The 18,347-nt window shown below is 71.6% G+C and carries 11 protein-coding genes; 6 read left to right on the top strand and 5 right to left on the bottom strand.

What is annotated here, in order from left to right; translation table 11 throughout:
* Positions 1-10: 10 nt before the first annotated feature.
* Positions 11-3,586 (bottom strand): AAA family ATPase, encoded by a 3,576-nt coding sequence (locus tag R3E98_01930; protein ID MEZ4422144.1) that lies wholly within the window; start codon positions 3,584-3,586, stop codon positions 11-13.
* A 365-nt stretch (positions 3,587-3,951) separates the two neighbouring features.
* On the opposite strand from R3E98_01930, the gene R3E98_01935 reads away from it, so the two are divergent.
* On the top strand, positions 3,952-4,872 hold the full coding sequence (locus R3E98_01935) for an SMP-30/gluconolactonase/LRE family protein (protein MEZ4422145.1): 921 nt from the start codon (positions 3,952-3,954) through the stop codon (positions 4,870-4,872).
* A 61-nt stretch (positions 4,873-4,933) separates the two neighbouring features.
* On the opposite strand, the gene R3E98_01940 is transcribed toward R3E98_01935, so the two are convergent.
* A complete protein-coding gene (locus R3E98_01940) occupies positions 4,934-6,079 on the bottom strand; it encodes an aminotransferase class V-fold PLP-dependent enzyme (GenBank protein ID MEZ4422146.1) in 1,146 nt (381 codons plus the stop codon).
* Between the two features lie 268 nt (positions 6,080-6,347).
* On the opposite strand from R3E98_01940, the gene R3E98_01945 reads away from it, so the two are divergent.
* Both R3E98_01945 and R3E98_01950 read left to right on the top strand, forming a co-directional pair.
* Positions 6,348-9,827 carry a TM0106 family RecB-like putative nuclease gene (locus R3E98_01945; protein MEZ4422147.1) on the top strand — a complete coding sequence of 1,160 codons (3,480 nt, stop codon included), beginning with the start codon at positions 6,348-6,350 and terminating at the stop codon, positions 9,825-9,827.
* 162 nt (positions 9,828-9,989) lie between these two features.
* Complete coding sequence (locus tag R3E98_01950) at positions 9,990-11,132, top strand: peptidyl-alpha-hydroxyglycine alpha-amidating lyase family protein (protein ID MEZ4422148.1); 1,143 nt, start codon at positions 9,990-9,992, stop codon at positions 11,130-11,132.
* 126 nt (positions 11,133-11,258) lie between these two features.
* Here R3E98_01950 and R3E98_01955 read toward each other — a convergent pair whose 3' ends face one another.
* On the bottom strand, positions 11,259-11,858 hold the full coding sequence (locus tag R3E98_01955) for a DUF2911 domain-containing protein (GenBank protein ID MEZ4422149.1): 600 nt from the start codon (positions 11,856-11,858) through the stop codon (positions 11,259-11,261).
* 187 nt (positions 11,859-12,045) lie between these two features.
* Between R3E98_01955 and R3E98_01960 the strand changes: the two genes are divergently transcribed.
* Positions 12,046-13,038, top strand: coding sequence for a M28 family peptidase (locus tag R3E98_01960; GenBank protein MEZ4422150.1), 993 nt, complete (start codon positions 12,046-12,048; stop codon positions 13,036-13,038).
* A 25-nt stretch (positions 13,039-13,063) separates the two neighbouring features.
* Here R3E98_01960 and R3E98_01965 read toward each other — a convergent pair whose 3' ends face one another.
* Both R3E98_01965 and R3E98_01970 read right to left on the bottom strand, forming a co-directional pair.
* On the bottom strand, positions 13,064-13,873 hold the full coding sequence (locus R3E98_01965; protein ID MEZ4422151.1) for an FkbM family methyltransferase: 810 nt from the start codon (positions 13,871-13,873) through the stop codon (positions 13,064-13,066).
* 365 nt (positions 13,874-14,238) lie between these two features.
* The gene (locus R3E98_01970; GenBank protein ID MEZ4422152.1) at positions 14,239-14,799 is read right to left on the bottom strand and encodes a YceI family protein; all 561 of its coding nucleotides are present in this window, start codon (positions 14,797-14,799) and stop codon (positions 14,239-14,241) included.
* Between the two features lie 187 nt (positions 14,800-14,986).
* On the opposite strand from R3E98_01970, the gene R3E98_01975 reads away from it, so the two are divergent.
* Both R3E98_01975 and R3E98_01980 read left to right on the top strand, forming a co-directional pair.
* The gene (locus R3E98_01975; protein ID MEZ4422153.1) at positions 14,987-16,561 is read left to right on the top strand and encodes a hypothetical protein; all 1,575 of its coding nucleotides are present in this window, start codon (positions 14,987-14,989) and stop codon (positions 16,559-16,561) included.
* Between the two features lie 70 nt (positions 16,562-16,631).
* Complete coding sequence (locus R3E98_01980) at positions 16,632-18,305, top strand: peptide chain release factor 3 (GenBank protein MEZ4422154.1); 1,674 nt, start codon at positions 16,632-16,634, stop codon at positions 18,303-18,305.
* Positions 18,306-18,347 lie beyond the last annotated feature (42 nt).

Raw genomic sequence — 18,347 nt, forward strand, 5'->3', positions numbered from 1 at the left:
GGCAGTCGTCTCATGGCTCACCGACCTCGCGGGGGATCACGCCGTCGACGCCGTAGCGGATACCCTGCCAGAGCACCAGATCCCGCACGTGCAGCTCCGTGTCCACGGAATGGCCAGCGATCAGGACCCGCCAGTCGTGTTCGCTCCCCACCGGGAAGCGGTAGCGTGCGGTCCGGCGGACCCGGCGATCCACGACGGCGCTGATCTCGCCGTCGGCGCGCACCTGGAGGGCGACGTGGTGCCAGTCGCCGTCGGCGAGCTCAGGGGCGGGAACGAACCTGGGCTGCCCGGACTGATGGCGGACCGTGGCATGCAGGTCGTCGAACTTGCTGAGCTCATCCGTCGGGTACGTGAGGCAGACCTGGGCATCCGTCGGCGCCGGGGCGTAATCCGGCAGCAGGCATAGCTCCCAACGCTGGCGGTCCCGCCGGGTGAGGGGCAGACGGACACGCGCTTCCAGCGTGAGGCCCCGCGCGCTGCGGAAGGATGAGCGGCTCCGCATGCCGTCCGTGTAGCGTCCGTCTCCCAACATTGCCAACGCGGGCCCGTCCGGCAGCCTCTGCGTCTCGTGGGCCGGATCGCTTTCCATCACCCAGAGCGTCAGATCCGGATCGAAGAACCGGTCCACCAACAGCACGTCCGCACCCGGGCCGCCCCCGACCTCCACGAACGCCGTATCGGCGAGCCAGCCTGCGTACTCCGCAACCAGGAGCGTGTGGCCAGGCGTATTTCCGGAGAGGCGACCCTGTGGGTCCACGGACGCGATGTCGGGATCCGCCGTGCGCCACTCGATCGTCGCCGCCGGATCGACCCTTCCTCGCGCATCGAGGAGGCTCGCCTCGACCACTGCGCTGCCACCCCAATCCAGGCGGATCGAATCCACGCCGAGCAGCAGCTCCCGGGGCGTGGGCGGGCTGCGATCGGGGATCCACGAGGTGCTGGGCAGGAAGGGAAGCGGACTGCGGAACAGGACGGGGTGCTCGGCCGACCGGAGATCCCGGACGACGAGGTGCGTCTGTCCCCTCGCGTCGGCTTCGAGCAGCGCCAGCGCTGCGGCAGGACCGAAGCAGCCCACGGGCGTCCAATCGCCGCGCAAGATCTCCCACTCGCCCGACTCCGCGTCTCCCATCAACAGCGCATGATCCTCGAGTCGGATCGCCCGTGCCACGAAGTGACGCGCATCCGTGCACCAGACGATCTGGTACAGGGTCTGGAACGGATCCACGGCGCGTGTCCAGAGTCGCCGGCCCGAGGGACTCAGCAGCGTCAGCGAGTCCGTGGGAGCGGTCAGGACCGCGAGGATCCGTTCACCATCCGGAGCGAGCGCCCCGAAGCTCTTCTCCGGGGCCGCCAGGACGCGCCGGAATTCGTCCGCCTCGACGTTCCAGAGGAGCTGGTCGACCTGATAGGGATCCGCGTGCGTCCCACGCTGGGTGGCAATGAGGAGCGTGCTGCCCGGTCCCACCGACTGGAGCGTCTCATCTGCGTCTGCGTCCGCAATGAGGCGCTCTGCCAGCGGCGACAACTCCACCACACCGGGGCCCGTCTTCTCGAACTGACGGGTTGCGAACCAGCGGATCCGTCCCTGGGAATCGCGCGCCGCCTTGATATGCCGCAGCAGCGGGTTCGGCTGGGGCACCCATCCCAGGGCCGGCTCCGCGGGCAGTGTCCGCCACGTCCCACCTTCTCGCTCCGGCGGGCGCAGGAGCGCGGCGTCGCCGTCTCCATAGAGGAGGAGGAGCCCTTCGCCGTAGGGGAAGTCAGCCGCGGGCTCGGGTCCTCCATGGGATCCCGCCCAGGCGAGGAGCACCGCCCCCGCCACGGCGGCCAGAGCGGCTCTTCTGCCGTGAACGGACGAGAAGCGCGTCGGGGCGTGCAGCGACTCCGCCTTGAGCACCGCCTCCCGAAAGCGATCGTGTGCCAACAGCAGCCGACCGTCGTCCGCGCGCTGGATCCAGCCGCGTTCCACGAGATCCGCGACCACAGCCTCGAACTCGGCGGGAGCGAAGCCCAGCGCCAGGCGCAGCGCTTCTGCTTCACCTCCGGTGCCGCTCGCCAGATCGGCGGCCAGACGGCGCCCCTCCTCCGGGAGACGCCCGAACTCCTCACGGAGCATGCGTTCGAGCGATCCCAGGGCCGCGTCGTCGCCGGCAATCCGCTGCGCCTGCATCCGCCAGCCGGAGGGCCCGCGATCGATCCAGCCTCGATCCCGCAGCGCACGAACGGCCGCGGCCAGATGCAGGGGGAGGCCAGCAGAGAGGTGGTGCAGTTGACGCGCCACCTCTGGTGTCGCCTCGGGGGGCACCACCTCCACCGTCGACTCCAGGACCTCCCGGACGGCATCGGCCGTCAGCGGCCTCAGCCGGATCACCGTGGTCTCCGCGCTCTCCAGTAGCGGGAGCCCCACCTGGGCGGTCGCGCCTTCCTCCATCTGCGCCACCAGCGCGAGACAGCGAGCGTCCGCCAGTCGCAGCAGGGCTCGCACCAACACGGCCAGAGAGGGCGCATCCGCCCATTGGACGTCGTCGACCGCCAGCACCACGGGGTGCTCCGCGGTTACCGCCTCGATCAGGTCGCGGAGCGCGCCGGCGAGCGGGACGATCTCCAGGCTCGCAAGCGTCGCCCCTCCACCGGGAGAGCCGGTAAGGAGCAGCTTCAACAACTGATCGGAGGACGCGTGGATGCCCGCCGCGCCCGGCAGCCCCGTCAACGTCTCCACGAGATCCGCCAGCACACCGAAGCGGTGCGATTGCGCCCCACGGTGTGCACGCAGGTCCACCCAGGTGGCGCCGGCCCCAAGGGAGCGGCGCACCTCGGCGAGCAACCGGCTCTTTCCGATGCCCGACGGTCCCTGGACGACCGCGATGCGGCTGGCCCCGCGCTCCACCTCGCGAAACAACGCGAGCAGTTGGGCCAGGTCGGTTCCACGGCCCACGAACGCCGGCTCCAGCGGGGCGCGCGCCTCCACGGCCCCGGCCGCCGTCGACCGGGCGATCCGCTGCTCCAGCGCCCGCGCGGCCTCGCGTGTGGCGCCTGTGGGCTCCAGGTCGCGGAAGAGGTCGCCCAGCGCCTGGCGCGCCTCGGCGATGCGGCCCCCATCGAGGAGATGCTCCACCAGCGCCAACCGCACCGGCTGCGACTCCGGATGCACGCGGCTGGCGCTGCGCAGGAGGCGGCCCGAGTCCTCGAAGTCGCCCGCCGCGCGGGCGGCGAGGGCTTCGTCGTGGAGCGAGCGGGCAACCCGCCGGGCCAGGTCCAGGCGGCGCTCTTCGACCCAATCCGTGAACGGCGGGGCATCCGTCAAGGACAGCCCCTCCAGGAAGGGACCCGCGTACAGGTCCAGGCATTCCGAGGGCCGCGCGCCCGTCAAACAGGCCTCGAGCGCCTGGAGGTCGCTGGTGACGCCCTCCGGGTGGACCTGGACGGGGTCATCCCCCATCAGGACGTCGGCGCCGAGGCGGGACCGGAGGCTGTACAACGCCTGCCGGACCGATTGTCGGGCGCGGGCCCGATCGCGGGTCGGCCACAGCAGATCCGCAAGCTCGTCCCGTGTCACCGGCCGTCGCTCCACGGTCAGGAAGACCATGAGGGCCAACGGCTTACCCGCCGGCAGCGGTGCGGAAGCCGCCGGTCCGGCGACTTCCGCGATGCCGAGCGTTCGAACGTGAACGGTCAAGTTCGGCCTATGCTGCGGGTGGGTGGGGGGACTGCGGTCAGGATGGTAGGTGTCAATGCGGACGGAAAGGGTAGGCGCACGGCGTCAAGCAGGCGTCAACGCGCAGGGAACCCCCCCGGATTCGCGCGTCGGCCGACGCGGGACGCCGAAATCCCCGCGTCGCTCGCCCGTAGGAAGGACGGACACGGAGCCACGTCTTCCCGGCCGATGGCGTCGGTTCCGCCACCCGCCGCGGGCGACCCGCGCCCGACCTCACCGGTATGGAGATGCGCCTCATGCGTCCACAGCCTGCCCTCCTCGGCGTTCTCGTGCTCCTCGTGGCGTGCGGAGGGGAGGGGGAGCAACACGGTACCGGGGCAGGAGAGGCGGGTGATCCGCCAGCGGCGGAGCAGGCGCCGGCTCGGGTCTACAGCATCGAAGGCCTCTCCGGCCCCGAGGCGGTCCGCTACGACGCGGACCAGGACGTCTGGTTCGTCTCCAACTTCGGGCCCGGCAGCGAGGATCGGGACGCCGACGGGTTCCTGAGTCGCGTGGATGCCGGCAGCGGGGCCATGGTGGCGTTGCGGTTCGCGATGGGTACCGCCGAGCACCCGCTGCACATGCCCCGGGGCATGGCGCTGAAGGCCGATACGCTGTGGGTGGCGGACGTCGACGGCATCCACGGATTCGACCGCCAGAGCGGGGCCCACCTGGCGTTCGTGGACTTCACGTCACACGCCCCGGGCTTCCTGAACGACATCGCGGTGACACCGGACGGCACGCTGTACGTCACCGACACCGGGCGCTCGGCGCTCTACCGCGTGGACGGGGGGAGGGCGGTGGAGGTCTGGCAGGATCCGGCCGCCGGGGCACCGAACGGGATCACGTGGGACGGCGAGCGCCGGACCTTCGTGCTCGCCCCCTGGGAGCCCGGGACCCCCGTCCACCTCTGGGCGCCCGGCGAGGCGGCACCCGTCGCGCTCGGGGAGCCGACGCCGGGGAGGCTGGACGGGGTGGAGCGCACGGGCGTGGGTCTGCTCTTCGCCAGTCAGACCGATTCGACCGTGCAGATCCTCGGCGCCGACGGCCGGCGTACGGTGCTGATGCGCGTCGCGGGGGCGCCTGCCGATCTGGGCGTCGACACGCGACGGAACCGGCTGGCGGTGCCGTTCATCGGCCTCGACCGCGTGGACATCTGGGCCCTTCCGGACGGCTGAGCGGCGGTGCGCCCCCTGCGGAGCGCCCTTCCGCCAACCCGCGGAGGGGCCCCGCTGCCGGTCAGACGCCCGAGCGGCTCGCTGCGACCCGCTCCAGGGCCGCCTCGAACGTGGCCACGGTGCGGTCCACGTCCTTGAGCTTGTCCAGTCCGAACAGGCCGATGCGGAACGTCTTGAAGTGGTCCCCCTCATCGCAACGGAGCGGAACCCCCGCGGCGATCTGCAGGCCCTGCTCGGCGAACGCCCGGCCGGTGCGGACCGCGTCGTCGTCCGTGTAGCTCACCACCACGCCTGGCGCCTGGTAGCCCTCGGCCGACACGCTGGGGAAGCCCGCCCGCACCAGGGCGTCGCGCACGCGCCGGCCCAGCTCGAGCTGACGCTCCCGCGCGCGCTCCAGGCCGAAGGCTTCGGTCTCGAGCATCACGTCGCGGAAGACCCGGAGCCCGTCCGTGGGCATGGTCGCATGGTAGGCGTGTCCGCCCTTCTCGTAGGCCTCCATGATCTGGAGCCACGTGCCGAGGTTGCAGGCGAAGCTGGTGCTCGTGGTCTCGGCCACCCGTCCGCGCGCCCGCTCGGACAGCATCACCAGCGCGCAGCACGGGGTGCCCGTCCACCCCTTCTGCGGCGCGCTGATCAGGACGTCCACACCGCAGGCGGCCATGTCCACCCAGAGGGCACCGGACGCGATACAGTCGAGCACGAACAGCCCGCCCACGGCGTGCACGGCCTCCCCGATCCGTTGGAGATACCCATCCGGGAGGATCATCCCGGCCGACGTCTCCACATGCGGCGCGAACACCACGGCGGGGCGCTCCGCCTCGATGGCCGCCACGACCTCCTCGATGGGAGCCGGCGTGAAGGGCGCCTGTGGATCCCCGCTCACGCGCCGCGCCTTCAGCACCGTGTGCGCCGACGCGATGCCTCCGGCCTCCAGGATCTGCGTCCAGCGGAAGCTGAACCACCCGTTGCGTACGACCAGGCAGCGTTGCCCGGTCGCGAGCTGCCGCGCCACGGCTTCCATCCCGAAGGTGCCGCTGCCGGGGACCACCGCCACGGCCGCGGCGCCGTAGACCCGCTGGAGCGTGCCCGAGATGTCGGTCATCACCTCCTGGAAGGCGCGCGACATGTGGTTGAGCGAGCGGTCCGTGTAGACGACGGAATACTCGAGCAGGCCGTCGGGGTCGACATTCGGGAGCAGGCCGGGCATCGATTCGAAGCTCCAGGAAGTGGCATATGCGTGCAGGACCCGCCGCCACCGCGACGGACGCCGCACGATGGGGTGGGGAGCCTGCGGCCCGCAACCGCGCACGGCGGAGGCGAAACGGCACGCCGCGTCGCGCCGGTTGCCCGCAGCCGCTAGGATGCCCCCGCGCGGCGCCTGCGGAGTGTCACACCCCCGGGCCAGCTTCCTCCTCTCGAACCCGCCCGCCTGTCTTGCGGCCTGCGGCGGGTCTCGCTCCCCCAACCCCCTCCGCATGCGACTCGACGACGACCGGCTCGGCTTCTCCCCCACCGACCTCGCCGCCTTCGCCGCCTGCCCGCAGCGCACGCTCCTGGACCGGCTCGCGGCCCGGGGCGAGGTGGAGCGCGTGCGCTACGAGGATCCCCGTCTCGACCTCCTCAAGCAGAAGGGGTTGGAGCACGAAGACGTGGTGCTGCAGGCCCTGGCGGCCGAGGGGAAGCGGGTGCAGCGCTTCGAGGGGCTGACCCGCGAGGAGCGGACCCCCGACGGCTACCGGCGGCGCGCGGCCGAGACGCTTCGTGCGATGCAGGACGGCTACGACGTCATCTACCAGGCCACGCTGCACGAAGGCCCCTGGCTCGGGTTCGTGGACTTCCTCCTGCGCGTGGAGACGCCCGGCGCGCTGGGAGACTGGTCCTACGAAGTGGCGGACGCGAAGCTGGCCCGCGAGGCCAAGGCGACCGCCGTGCTGCAGGTGTGCGTCTACTCGCGGTTGCTCGAACGCGTGCAGGGCACACGGCCCGAGCAGATCCACCTCTTCCTGGGCGGTCCGGATCCGCGGCGGGAGTCGTTCCGCCTGGCCCACTACGCCGCCTACACGCGCAGCCTCGACGAGCGCTTCCTGCTGCACCTCGAGGCCGCGCCCGCCGTGCCGCCCGTGGCGCCGGAGCCGGTGGAGCTCTGTCGGATCTGCGACTGGCGTGCGCGCTGTCAGGCGGAGCGCAGGGAGGTCGACCATCTGGCGCTCGTGGCGGGGATCCGGCGCGATCATCGTCGAGCCCTGGTCGAGAACGGTGTGACCACGCTGGCCGCGCTCGCGGAGCTGCCCGCGGAACCGGTGCCGGAAGGGCTGCGCGGGACCGGCTTCGAGCGCATCCGGGCGCAGGCGCGGGTCCAGCTGCAGGGCCGGCAGCGGAACCAGCCCGTCCACGAGATCCTTCCGCCGGAGGAGACCGGGGAGGGGAGGTCCGTGGGACTCGCCGCGTTGCCCGCTCCCTCTCCCCACGACTGGTTCTTCGATCTGGAGGGGGCCGACTACGCGTTCACCCACGGAATCGAGTACCTGTTCGGTGTCTCCGACACGGACGATCGCTACAAGGGGGAGTGGGCGCTCACGCCGGAGGCGGAGAAGGCTGCATTGCTCCACTTCCTCGAGCGCGCGCTGGCCCACGTCGAGGCCCACCCCGATGCGCACATCTACCACTTCGGCCACTACGAGCCCACGGCGCTGAAGCGCCTGGTGGGCCGCTACGGCGTGGGCACCGACGCGCTGGATGCGCTCCTCCGGAGGGAGGCGTTCGTGGACCTGCACCGGATCGTGCGGCAGTCCGTGCGGGCCTCCGTGGAGCGCTACTCCCTGAAGCCGCTGGAGGCGTTCTACGGGTTCGAGCGCAGCGTGCCGCTCGCCGAGGCCAATCCCGCCCGGATGCGTCTGGAGTACGGGTTGGCCCTGGGGGAGAGCGGCGAGCCGATCGCAGCGGACCGCCCGATCGTCGAGGGCTACAACCGGGACGATTGTGTCTCCACGCGCGCGCTGCGTGACTGGTTGGAGGGCCTGCGGACGGAGTGGGAGAGCAGACACGGCGCCGCGCTGCCCCGCCCGGTCGTGCAGGAGAAGGAGGACAAGCCAGACGACCGCGCGCAGCAGGTACGCGAGCACATGGAGGCGCTGCTCGCAGGCGTGCCCGACGACCCGGACGCGCAGACGCCCGACCAGCGCGTGCGCTGGCTGCTGGCGCACGTGCTGGAGTGGCACCGTCGCGAGGACAAGAGCGCCTGGTGGGAGTACTTCCACCTGCGCACGCTCTCGGATGAGGAGCTCATCGAGGAGAGCCGGCCGCTGGCCGGGCTGGAGTACGTGGGGGTGATGGCAGAGGTGGACCGCTCGCTGATCCATCGGTACTCGTTTCCCGAGCAGGAGCACCGGATCGAGGAGCACAAGCCGGCGGTCGACGCGCACACCGAGACGCGGACCATGCGCACGGTCGTCGCGGTCGACGAGATAAGCCGCACGATCGATCTGCGGATCGGCAAGCCGACGAAGAGCCGGTCCGTGGATGTCCAGGCCATACGGGCCCTGCTTCCCAACGACATCGTCCCGGCGGACGCGCAGCGCGACCGCCTCCTCGCCACCGCCGCGCACCTGCGCTCGGGTCCACCCGCGCTGGAGGCGTGGAGCCCGGCCTCGCTTCCGCTCCTGCAGGCGCAGCCGCCGAGGTTCGAGGGCGGACGCTCCCTGCCGGAGATCCTCCCGGGTGCCAACACCCTGGATCGGGCACGCGCCGCAGTGCTGGCGCTGGAGCCTGGTGTGCTGCCGGTGCAGGGCCCCCCCGGCACGGGGAAGACCTACACCGGCGCGCGGATGATCCGCGCGCTGCTGCGTGCGGGTCGGCGCGTGGGAGTGACGGGCCCGAGCCACAAGGTGATCACGAACCTGCTGGACGAGGTGTGCAAGGCGGACGCGGACGACGCCGCGACGCCGATCGAGGGACTCCAGGTGAGCAAGGAGGCGTGCACGGACCCGCGGCTGGCGGCCGTGGGGGGAGCGGGCGACGCCCGCAAGGCCATCGCCGCCCGCGCGGAAGCCGGCGAGCCGCCGTTCAACCTCGTCGCGGGGACCGCCTGGCTCTGGTCCGCGAGCGGATTCGAACGCGCCGTCGATGTCCTGTTCATCGACGAGGCCGGGCAGTTCTCCCTGGCCAACGCGCTCGCCGTGGCACCGGCGGCCACGCGGCTCGTCCTGCTCGGCGATCCCCAGCAGCTCAACCAGCCCCAGAAGGGCATCCACCCTCCCGGTACGGAGGTCTCCGTCCTCGAGCACCTGGCCGGCGTCGACGGCATCGTCGCCGAGCAGCAGGGGCTTTTCCTGGGGGAGACCTGGCGCATGCGGCCGGAGATCACGGCGTTCACGTCCGAGCTGTTCTACGAGAGCAAGCTGCGCGCACGAGCCGATCTCCAGGAGCAGCGCGTCGTGCTAGCGGACGGAAGCGAATGGGGCGGGCTGGAAGTGGTCGAGACCCCGCACACCGGAAACAGCCGCGAATCCGCCGAGGAGGCGGAGGTGATCGCAGCCCGGTTCGAGCGGCTGCTGCGACCGGCGGGCGTGTTCATCGACCGGCAGGGCACGCAGCGGGCGCTGACGCAGGAGGACGTGCTGGTGGTCGCGCCGTACAACGCGCAGGTGGCGCGCATCCGGGAGCGGCTGGCCGCGGCCGGATTCCCGGAGGCGCGGGTGGGCACGGTGGACAAGTTCCAGGGGCAGGAGGCCCCGGTGGCCTTCTATTCCCTCGCCAGCTCGAGCGCGGAGGACGCGCCGCGCGGGATGGACTTCCTGTACGCGCTGGACCGGCTCAATGTGGCCACATCCCGGGCGCGCTGCCTCACGGTGGTGGTGGCCTCTCCGGCGCTGTTCCGGGCGGAATGCCGCCGACCCTCACAGATGCGCATGGTCAACGCCTTCGTGCGTTTCGTGGAGATGGCGGAGCGGCGCTAGAGGCGCGGGGCGGCGGCGCGCGAGGGCGACCCGCCTCGCCCCCCCCACCGCTTGACCGCGCCTCCGCCGCCCCCGACGTTGCCCGGACCCCCTTGCTGTCCCGGCCCGGTCGTCCGCCCGCGCCGTCGGTCCCTGTCCACCTGTCCTTCGGGAGGGCCTCCGATGTCCCGCTCTCGCCTGCCTCGATCCCTGCGGGTCGCCTGCGCTGCCGCCGTGCTGGCCGGCTGCACGTCGGCCGCCGCCCGTGACACGACCCAGGAGGGCGCTCCTCCCCATCTCGGCAACCCGATCACCGGTGAGGGGCTGCCCAACCCCGCACCGACCGTGGTCGCCAACTGGGGACAGCTCCCGGAAGGCCGCACCTGGGGCTCGACCGCCGGTATCGACATCGATCCGCTGGACGGGCACATCTGGGCCTACGAGCGCTGCGGTGCCGGGAGCTTCGGAGAGGGTGCGGCGGTGGACTGCGAGAGCAATCCCGTCGCGCCGATCTTCAAGTTCGACCGCAACACCGGGGAGGTGCTGGCCAACTTCGGCGCGGATCTGATGGTGACGCCGCACGGGATCCACGTGGACAGCGTGGGCAACGTGTGGGTGACGGACTTCGCCGGGAACGAGGCCGGCACGCGCGGCCACCAGGTCTTCAAGTTCAGTCCCACCGGCGAGGTGCTGCTGACGCTGGGGACCGCCGGGCAGCCCGGGAGCGGCCCCAACCAGCTCAACCAACCCAACGACGTCATCACCGCGCCGGACGGCAGCATCTTCGTGGCGGACGGACACAACGGTCAGAACGCCAATCCGCCCGAGGGCTCGACCGCCCGCATCCTCAAGTACGCCGCGGACGGAACGTTCCTGAAGGAATGGGGCCAGATCGGTGCGCGGCACGGGGAGTTCCGCACGCCGCACGCGCTCGCGTTCGATTCACAGGGCCGTCTGTTCGTGGCCGACCGCGGGAACCATCGGATCGAGATCTTCGATCAAGAGGGCAACTACCTCGATTCGCGCTACATGTATGGCCGCATCTCCGGCATCTTCATTACCGAGGACGACATGCTGTACGCGATCGACTCCGAGTCGAGTCCGCAGAACCATCCCAACTGGGTGAACGGGGTGCGCGTCGGCCACGTGGACGAAGACCGCATCGTGGCCTTCATCCCGCCCTTCGAGCGCGAGAGCCGTCTCTACCAGGGAACGGCCGGCGAGGGTGTGGCCGTCGACGCGGACGGCAACGTCTACGCCGCGGAGGGACCCAACTCGCTCTCGTGGGCCGGTGGCGCCTTCACGAAGTACGAAGCCCGCGACTGAGACGTCGGTCCGTAGACGCACGGCGGCCGGTTCCCGAGCGGAACCGGCCGCCGTTGTCCTGGGGGCCCGCCGAGCGTCACGCACCGCTCGCCGGAACCGCCCGCACACGAGCGGGCGTCCCGCGGATCAGTGCCCCATGCCGGCCTTGTGGATGGGCACCTCCACGCGCGTGTTCTCCCACTCGAGCACCAGGTGTCCCATCCCGGCTCCGTGGGCCGCCCAGGCGATGGTGAACGTCTCCACGGGCGACTCGGTGCGGGTGGCGTTGCGGGTGAAGCTGCCCACGTCCTCGGCGCGCACGGCGTCGTCGATCGGCGCGCCGTTGCGCTGCCACGCGCGATTGACCACGAACTCCCACTGCTCGCGCCCCGGGATCGCGTAGAGCGCGTAGGTGCCGGGCTCCACGGCGACGCTGCCGATGGTGGCGGCGAAGGGCAGATGGATGGCCGTGGCCTCGTTGGCGCCCAGGCGCCAGGGGGTATCGAAGGGGACGAGCTCGCCCATGATCACGCGGTCGCGCATGGAGGGCCGGCTGTAGCAGAGGGTCGCTTCGGCGTCCCCCATGGGGATGGCCACGACGCCCAGCGGGCTCGGGCGTTCGGCGGCGGCGGCAGGAGTGGCGTCCCCACTCAGCCAGCAGGCATCGGTGTTCTGCGCCTCGAGGGCGGTCGGTGCGGCGGCCCCTGCGACGAGGAGCAGCAGCGCGGCGGTCCGGGAAGCGGTCATGGTGTCGGAGTCCGGGAATAGGGAGACCAGGAGCGATGCGCGGATCCGGGATCGGATCGGCGCGGACGCACGGGGTACCCGCTCGGACCGGCGCCGGGTCCCCGGCCGGGCCCCGGACGCTCCCGAAACGTCTGCCCGTGTCCCGGAGTACCTACCCTCCCTCGTCCCACAGCCCCGACCTAGATCCATGCGAACCCCTCCGCTCCGCTTCCGCCTCCTCGCCGTCACCGTTCTGCTCGGGTGCGCCCCCGCGGCCCCGGCGTCCGAAGAGGCCCCGGCCCGCACGGCGCCCGCTCCGCCCGCGCGCGCGTCCGCGGCACTCGCCATCGATCGGGACGCGCTGCTGCACCACGTGCAGGTGCTGGCGGCCGACTCGATGGAGGGCCGGGCGCTCGGCACCCCCGGAAACGCGCGGGCCCGGCGTTACCTCCTGGAGCAGTTCCGTTCCATCGGGCTCGAGCCCTTCGGCGGCTCCTTCGAGCAGTCGTTTCCCGTCGAGGGGTCGGGTGGGTCCGCGACCGGGGTCAACCTCGTCGGCCGCGTGGAGGGTTCGTCCGGTGCAGGGCCCGTCCTCGTGCTGACCGCCCATTACGATCACCTCGGGGTGCGCGACGGACGGATCTTCCCCGGCGCGGACGACAACGCCTCCGGGACGGCGGCGCTCCTCGTCCTCGCCGCATGGTTCGCCGAGCACCCGCCCACGCACACCATGATCTTCGCGGCGCTGGACGGAGAGGAGGGCGGGCTGCGCGGGGCCCGCCACTTCGTGGAGGAGCCGCCCGTGCCGATCGAGCGGATTGCGCTCAACGTCAACCTCGACATGGTCAGCCACAGCGACAGCCTGCTGTTCGCGGCTGGGACGCACCACTATCCCTTCCTGGCACCGTACGTGGAGGAGGTCGCGCCCGTTCCTCCCGTGGTGCTGCGTCTGGGGCACGACCTGCCGGGCACCGGATCCGACGATTGGACGGATGCCTCCGACCACGGGCCGTTCCACGCCGCGGGGATCCCCTTCCTGTACTTCGGCGTGGAAGACCATCCCGTCTACCATCAGCCGGGCGACACCTACGACAGCATCGTTCCCGGCTTCTTCGGCCCCGCCGTGGAGACGATCCGCCGCATCCTCGTGCAGCTCGACCCGGCGTTGCCCCGGATCCTGGCGGCCCGCGGCGGCGCGTAGAGCACGGCCTTTCTTCGGACCCGCGCTACACCGACAACGCAGGCATCAGCAGCGCGCACCAGTCCTCGACCAGCAGCAGCGCCAGCGCATCGAGCAGGCGGCGGCCCGCCTCGGGCCACGATGCCCGTGTGCGAGGCGCTTGGTCCCTCGGGCGCGCCGTCGCCTCCCCATCGGTCCGGACCTCGCCCTCGGCGTGTGCGTGGATGTGCCGGTGGGCGATCTGCCGCGAGTCGAGCCCGAAGTCGGTGACGGCGAAGGTGGCAGTGCCTCGCGCAGCCCCGACGGCTGCGGGCACCACCTCGACCCTGTCGACGGCGTTCGCTTCCAGGTTCCGGCGTAGCAGCGCGTGGAACACGGGCTCGAACGATACGATGCGACCGCGGCCCGCCATGCGCTCGGCCAGCAGCAACGCCGACGTGCCCAGATTCCCGCCGAGATCGAGCACGACATCGCCCGGGCGGGCGGTCGTGGCGTCCTCCATGAACTCCGGCGTATCCACGAGCGCCTCGTCGATCATCCACAATGCACCCTCCAAGGGACCTTCGTTCTCCCGCGGCACGTGCTCCGGGTGGAAGTACAGGCGGACGTCGCCCAGGTCGAAGAAGGGTGCCTGCCCGTCTTGCCGGAGCCGACGCAGCATCCAGGCGCGCAACTCCGCCACGTCGCTGCCGCGGCCGAGCATGGCCCACCGCTCGCGTAGGGGAGTGGCCGCCGCCTCTTCGAGCAACGCGGAGCGCAGGCCGGGTCGCTGGATGTGATCCCAGCGGTCTGCGAGGAAGCCGGCGGGATCGCGGAGGAAGCGCGCGCGCCAGGAGAGCTTGCGCAAGACGTGCATGATACGGACCTCGGCATCGGTGGACGCGCGGCCGTCGGACCGCGCGGGCATCGGAGCCGGGGAACCGAGCTGCTCCGGAAGAACGGAAGGATCACGGAGGATCGCGCACGTGACGCCGCAACGTGCGTGCCCGCTGCGAATCGGCGGTGAGCACGCAGTGTGCGCGTGTCCGGGCCGTGCGGTCGGATCGAATCGGGTCGCGGGTGTGCGCGGGCGACCGCAAGGAGGGTGAGCCAGCGACCGCGCACACTGTGCGAGCCGCGTGGAAGTGGCACATTCCAGGCGAACTGCGTGGGGCGATGCAGCGAGCCCCGCCCGCAGCAGCGGACGGGGCTCGCGTTACCCACCGGGCCGCTCGCGCCGGTTCACGACGTGGTGGCCGTCTCCTCCACCTGAAGGACGGCCTGCACCTGCAGCGAGATCTTCACGTCGGTGCCCACCAGCACACCACCGGCCTCGAGGGTCTGGTTCCAGGTGAGACCGAAGTCACGCCGGTCGATCACCGCATGCGCGGTGAACCCACTGCGCGTACCGCCCCACGGATCCGTGCCGCTGCCGTCATAGGTGCCCTCCAGCACGACCTCGCGGGTCACGTCGCGGATCGTGAGCTCGCCGGTCAACGTGAGCGCGCTGTCGGCCTCCAGGGATCCGCTCACGCCCGTGGAGCGGAAGCGCATCTGCGGGAAGGTCTCCACGTCGAAGAAGTCCCCGGAGCGCAGGTGCTGGTCGCGCTGCGCGACGCCCGTGTCGATGCTCTCCACGTCGATGGTCACCTCGACGGACGAGTCTTCGGGTCGCGCCTGGTCCAACCGCACCTGCCCCTCGAAGGATGAGAAGCGGCCACGAACGGTCGTGAACATCATGTGCTTCACGGCGAACTCGATCTGGGTATGCGCCGGATCGAGCGCCCACAGGGTCTTGCTCATGTGGAAACGGCTCCTTGGGCGAGGCGGGATCATCCCTCTGCGGCGGGGCAGAGGCGGGATCGATTATGATTCAATATTAAATAGATGACGCATGATAGATCAAGCCCGGGGCGGAAGGAGGACGGTGATCCCGCCCGGGCGGGCCGCGGGCTAGGGACGCATACCCTACCTCCACCGGAGACTCCTCATGCCCAGGTCCCTGCCCATCCTCCCGCGGGCGACGCGGCTGCTCCTGGCCGCGCTGCTGCTCGGCCTGCCGCCCCTCACGCCTCCGCTGCTGGCCCAGAAGGGCTCCCCAGCGGATCCCGAGACCGCGGCCCGCGAACTGCGGGCCGCGCGCGTCCCGGCGACCGAGGCCGCCAGCACGCTCTCCACGACCTATCGCCAGAGCGGGGAAGCCGTGATCCAGCTCCTCGCCGCGGCCGGATGGCCCCACCCCGAGGTGGCCCTGGCCTCCGTGACCACGCTCCGGATGGACGCGCCGAAGGCGGCGATGGGGCTGCGCGCGGCGCGGATCGGGGCCCGCGACGTGGCCACCGGCTTCGTGCAGGGCAGGGTGGCCAGCGAGGCGTTGGTGCGTGGTCTCCGGGAGGCGGCCTATTCCGCCACCGAGGCGGGTCGGGCCGTCCTGGACGTGGCGCGGCTCTCTCCCGGGCGCGCCTGGGAGCTGCTGCGTGCCGCGGGCTACACCAGCGGCGAGCTGCACGGCGCGGTGACGGAGCTGGGCATGGCGGTGGAGCTGGGCTGCATCGATCCCCAGGGATTTCCCGTGCCCTGCGGCAACTTCGGGAACGGCTCGGGCACGCCCCCGATGGGCCAGGTCACGTGGACCCCGCAGGGGAGCGGGGCCACAGGCAGCATGGTCGTGTTCGAGGCCACGGACATCCCGCCCCTGACCGTCCTCCTGGGAACCCTGCAGCTCGAGACCGAGTGGACGCCCACCCGCGTGCGTGCGGTCCTGCCGAGCCATCCGATGGAAGGCGTGCTGGCCTTCCGGCGCAGCTCCGATGGGGTGGTGGGCGTGATCGAGGAGAGCTTCAGCGTCCTCTCCGGACCCGTGGCCGATCCGTGGATGCATCAGGATTGGACGGGCGCCGCGGCGGCCGCCCTCGCCGGTGCGCTGGCGGACGCGGACGCCTGGATCGCCGCGTCCCGTCTCCGCGATTCGCATTGCACGGTGCAGGCGGTCTCCGCGATCGGAACGCCGGGCGTGCTCTGGAACCCCCTGCCGCTCGCCGGCCACGTGCGGACGAAGCTACTGGAGGCGGGGATGCCCTCGGCGCTCGCCGATGCCTGGCAGGGCGCCTTCGACGGCGCCTTCCGGGAGTGGGCGGACAACGTCACCATCCCGGGCCTCCCCTGGTTCCCCGGCTTCGCGTCCTTCCCGGCCGCCGAGGCGCCCGCCATGACGAACGTGCCCACGCCGCTGGGTGCGCTCGTGTCCACCGGCAGCGAGGCGCTGCTCCCGGCGGCGCTCGCCCAGCGGCTGGTCGCCTTGCTCCCCGGCACGCAGTGGCCACAGGCGCAGGCGTCCATCGCCGCGTTCGCCACGGATTTCTCCGCCAGTTTCACGCTGTTCCTGGCCACCGCGCACGTGATGAACGTCCTGGGCGAGGGCCCCGTGCCGAGCTTCAACCCGCTCTATGCTCCGGCCGGCCCCGTGGTGGGGGGTCGCTGCTGGACGCCGGGCCCCTGGGCGACCCAGCTGCCGTCCGGCACCAAGGTGGACCTGCCGGATCTGCTGCCGGGCGCAGACCGATAGGGCGTGAGGGATCCAACACTGGCGAGCGGGGTGGAGGGGCCTGCCTCCTCCACTCCGTCCCGCCGCATCCATGAACGAGCCTTCCCCGGTCTCCACCTCGCCTGCCTCCGACCCGGGGGGCGAGGCGCGCCGCTCCCGTGCCGAGCTCGCGCGCGAGGTGGCGCGCCGCCGCACGTTCGCGATCATCAGCCATCCGGACGCGGGCAAGACCACGCTCACCGAGAAGCTCCTGCTCTACGGCGGCGCGCTCCACCTGGCGGGGTCGGTCAAGGCGCGGCGCGCGGCGCGGCACGCCACGTCGGACTGGATGGAGATGGAGAAGGAGCGCGGGATCTCGATCACGTCCTCCGTGCTGCACTTCGACTACGAGGGCTTCCGCATCAACCTGCTGGACACACCCGGCCACCAGGACTTCTCGGAAGACACGTACCGCGCGCTCACGGCGGCCGACAGCGCCATCATGCTGCTGGACAACCGCCGGGGCGTGGAGACACAGACCCGCAAGCTGTTCGACGTCTGCCGCCGACGTCGACTTCCGATCTTCACCTTCGTGAACAAGTCCGACCGCGAGGGCGAGGACCCGTTCAAGCTGATCGACGACGTGCAGTCGGATCTGGGCATCCGTTGCTTCGCGGCCACGTGGCCGGTGCGGCAGGGCGGTCGTCTGGTGGGGATCGCCGACCGTCGTGAGCGGCTCGTCCACCTCTACGACCGCAACGAGGACCACGGCGGCACGCGCCTGGAGGAGCACCGGTACGCCTGGGACGACGCCCGGCTCGAGGAGCTGCTGGGTCCCGCCGTGCTGGGTCCGCTGCAGGAGGAGTTGGAGCTGCTCGAGGCCGCCGGCGAGGCGGCCGACCCGGCGGAGGTCGCGGCGGGAGAGGCCACGCCGGTCTACTTCGGGAGCGCGCTGACGAACGTCGGCGTGGAACTCCTGCTCTCCCGCTTCCTGGCGCAGGCGCCGCCTCCGGTGCCGCGCACGAGCCACGGCGAGCCCGTCGATCCGGTCGACGCACCGTTCTCCGGATTCGTGTTCAAGATCCAGGCGAACATGGACCCCAAGCACCGGGATCGGGTGGCGTTCCTGCGGGTGTGCTCCGGCGTGTTCGAGGCGGGCGTGGACGCCACCGTGACACGGAGCGGTCAGAAGATCCGCCTGAGCGAACCCCAGGAGTTCCAGGCCCGGCAACGCACGCACGTCGCCACGGCGGTCGCGGGGGACGTCGTGGGCCTGCACGACCGCGGCAGCCTGCGCGTCGGGGACACGCTGGCCACCTTCGACGTCGAGTACACCGGCGTCCCGCGCTTCTCCCCCGAGGAGTTCGCGCAGGTGCGCCTGGAGGAGCCGGGCCGCCGCAAGCAGCTGGACACCGGCCTGCGCCACCTGGCCGAAGAGGGCGCGATCCTGCTGCTCTACTCGGACTCGCTCACGGGCCCGATCCCGCTGGTGGGTGCGGTGGGGCGGCTGCAGTTCGAGGTGCTCGTGGACCGGCTGGCGCGCGAATACGGCGTGGACATCTCGCTGCAGCCGCTCCCCTTCCAGAGCGCGCGCTGGGTGACGGGGGAGCCGGCGGATCTCAAGCGTGCGGCGGGCCTGTACGGGCGCCGTCTGGTCGAGGACGCGGACGGCCACCCCATGCTGCTCTTCCAGAACGAATACGCGCTCGGTCGGGTCGATCCCGCCGAGGAGCGCATCACCTTGCACGCGGTGCAGCCGGCCCGGGTGGAGAAGCGGCGGCGCTGACGGTGCGCCGCTCCGGGACCCGGAGCCGTGGAGCCGAGCCGG

This window comes from Gemmatimonadota bacterium, assembly GCA_041390125.1.
Lineage (GTDB): Bacteria > Gemmatimonadota > Gemmatimonadetes > Longimicrobiales > Gaopeijiaceae > JAGQIF01.

What these genes read in the sequence shown, in the direction of transcription:
- R3E98_01930 (MEZ4422144.1), bottom strand. Translation starts at nt 3,586, where the DNA reads ATGGTCTTCCTGACCGTGGAGCGACGGCCGGTGACACGGGACGAGCTT.
- R3E98_01935 (MEZ4422145.1), top strand. Translation starts at nt 3,952, where the DNA reads ATGCGTCCACAGCCTGCCCTCCTCGGCGTTCTCGTGCTCCTCGTGGCG.
- R3E98_01940 (MEZ4422146.1), bottom strand. Translation starts at nt 6,079, where the DNA reads ATGCCCGGCCTGCTCCCGAATGTCGACCCCGACGGCCTGCTCGAGTAT.
- R3E98_01945 (MEZ4422147.1), top strand. Translation starts at nt 6,348, where the DNA reads ATGCGACTCGACGACGACCGGCTCGGCTTCTCCCCCACCGACCTCGCC.
- R3E98_01950 (MEZ4422148.1), top strand. Translation starts at nt 9,990, where the DNA reads ATGTCCCGCTCTCGCCTGCCTCGATCCCTGCGGGTCGCCTGCGCTGCC.
- R3E98_01955 (MEZ4422149.1), bottom strand. Translation starts at nt 11,858, where the DNA reads ATGACCGCTTCCCGGACCGCCGCGCTGCTGCTCCTCGTCGCAGGGGCC.
- R3E98_01960 (MEZ4422150.1), top strand. Translation starts at nt 12,046, where the DNA reads ATGCGAACCCCTCCGCTCCGCTTCCGCCTCCTCGCCGTCACCGTTCTG.
- R3E98_01965 (MEZ4422151.1), bottom strand. Translation starts at nt 13,873, where the DNA reads ATGCACGTCTTGCGCAAGCTCTCCTGGCGCGCGCGCTTCCTCCGCGAT.
- R3E98_01970 (MEZ4422152.1), bottom strand. Translation starts at nt 14,799, where the DNA reads ATGAGCAAGACCCTGTGGGCGCTCGATCCGGCGCATACCCAGATCGAG.
- R3E98_01975 (MEZ4422153.1), top strand. Translation starts at nt 14,987, where the DNA reads ATGCCCAGGTCCCTGCCCATCCTCCCGCGGGCGACGCGGCTGCTCCTG.
- R3E98_01980 (MEZ4422154.1), top strand. Translation starts at nt 16,632, where the DNA reads ATGAACGAGCCTTCCCCGGTCTCCACCTCGCCTGCCTCCGACCCGGGG.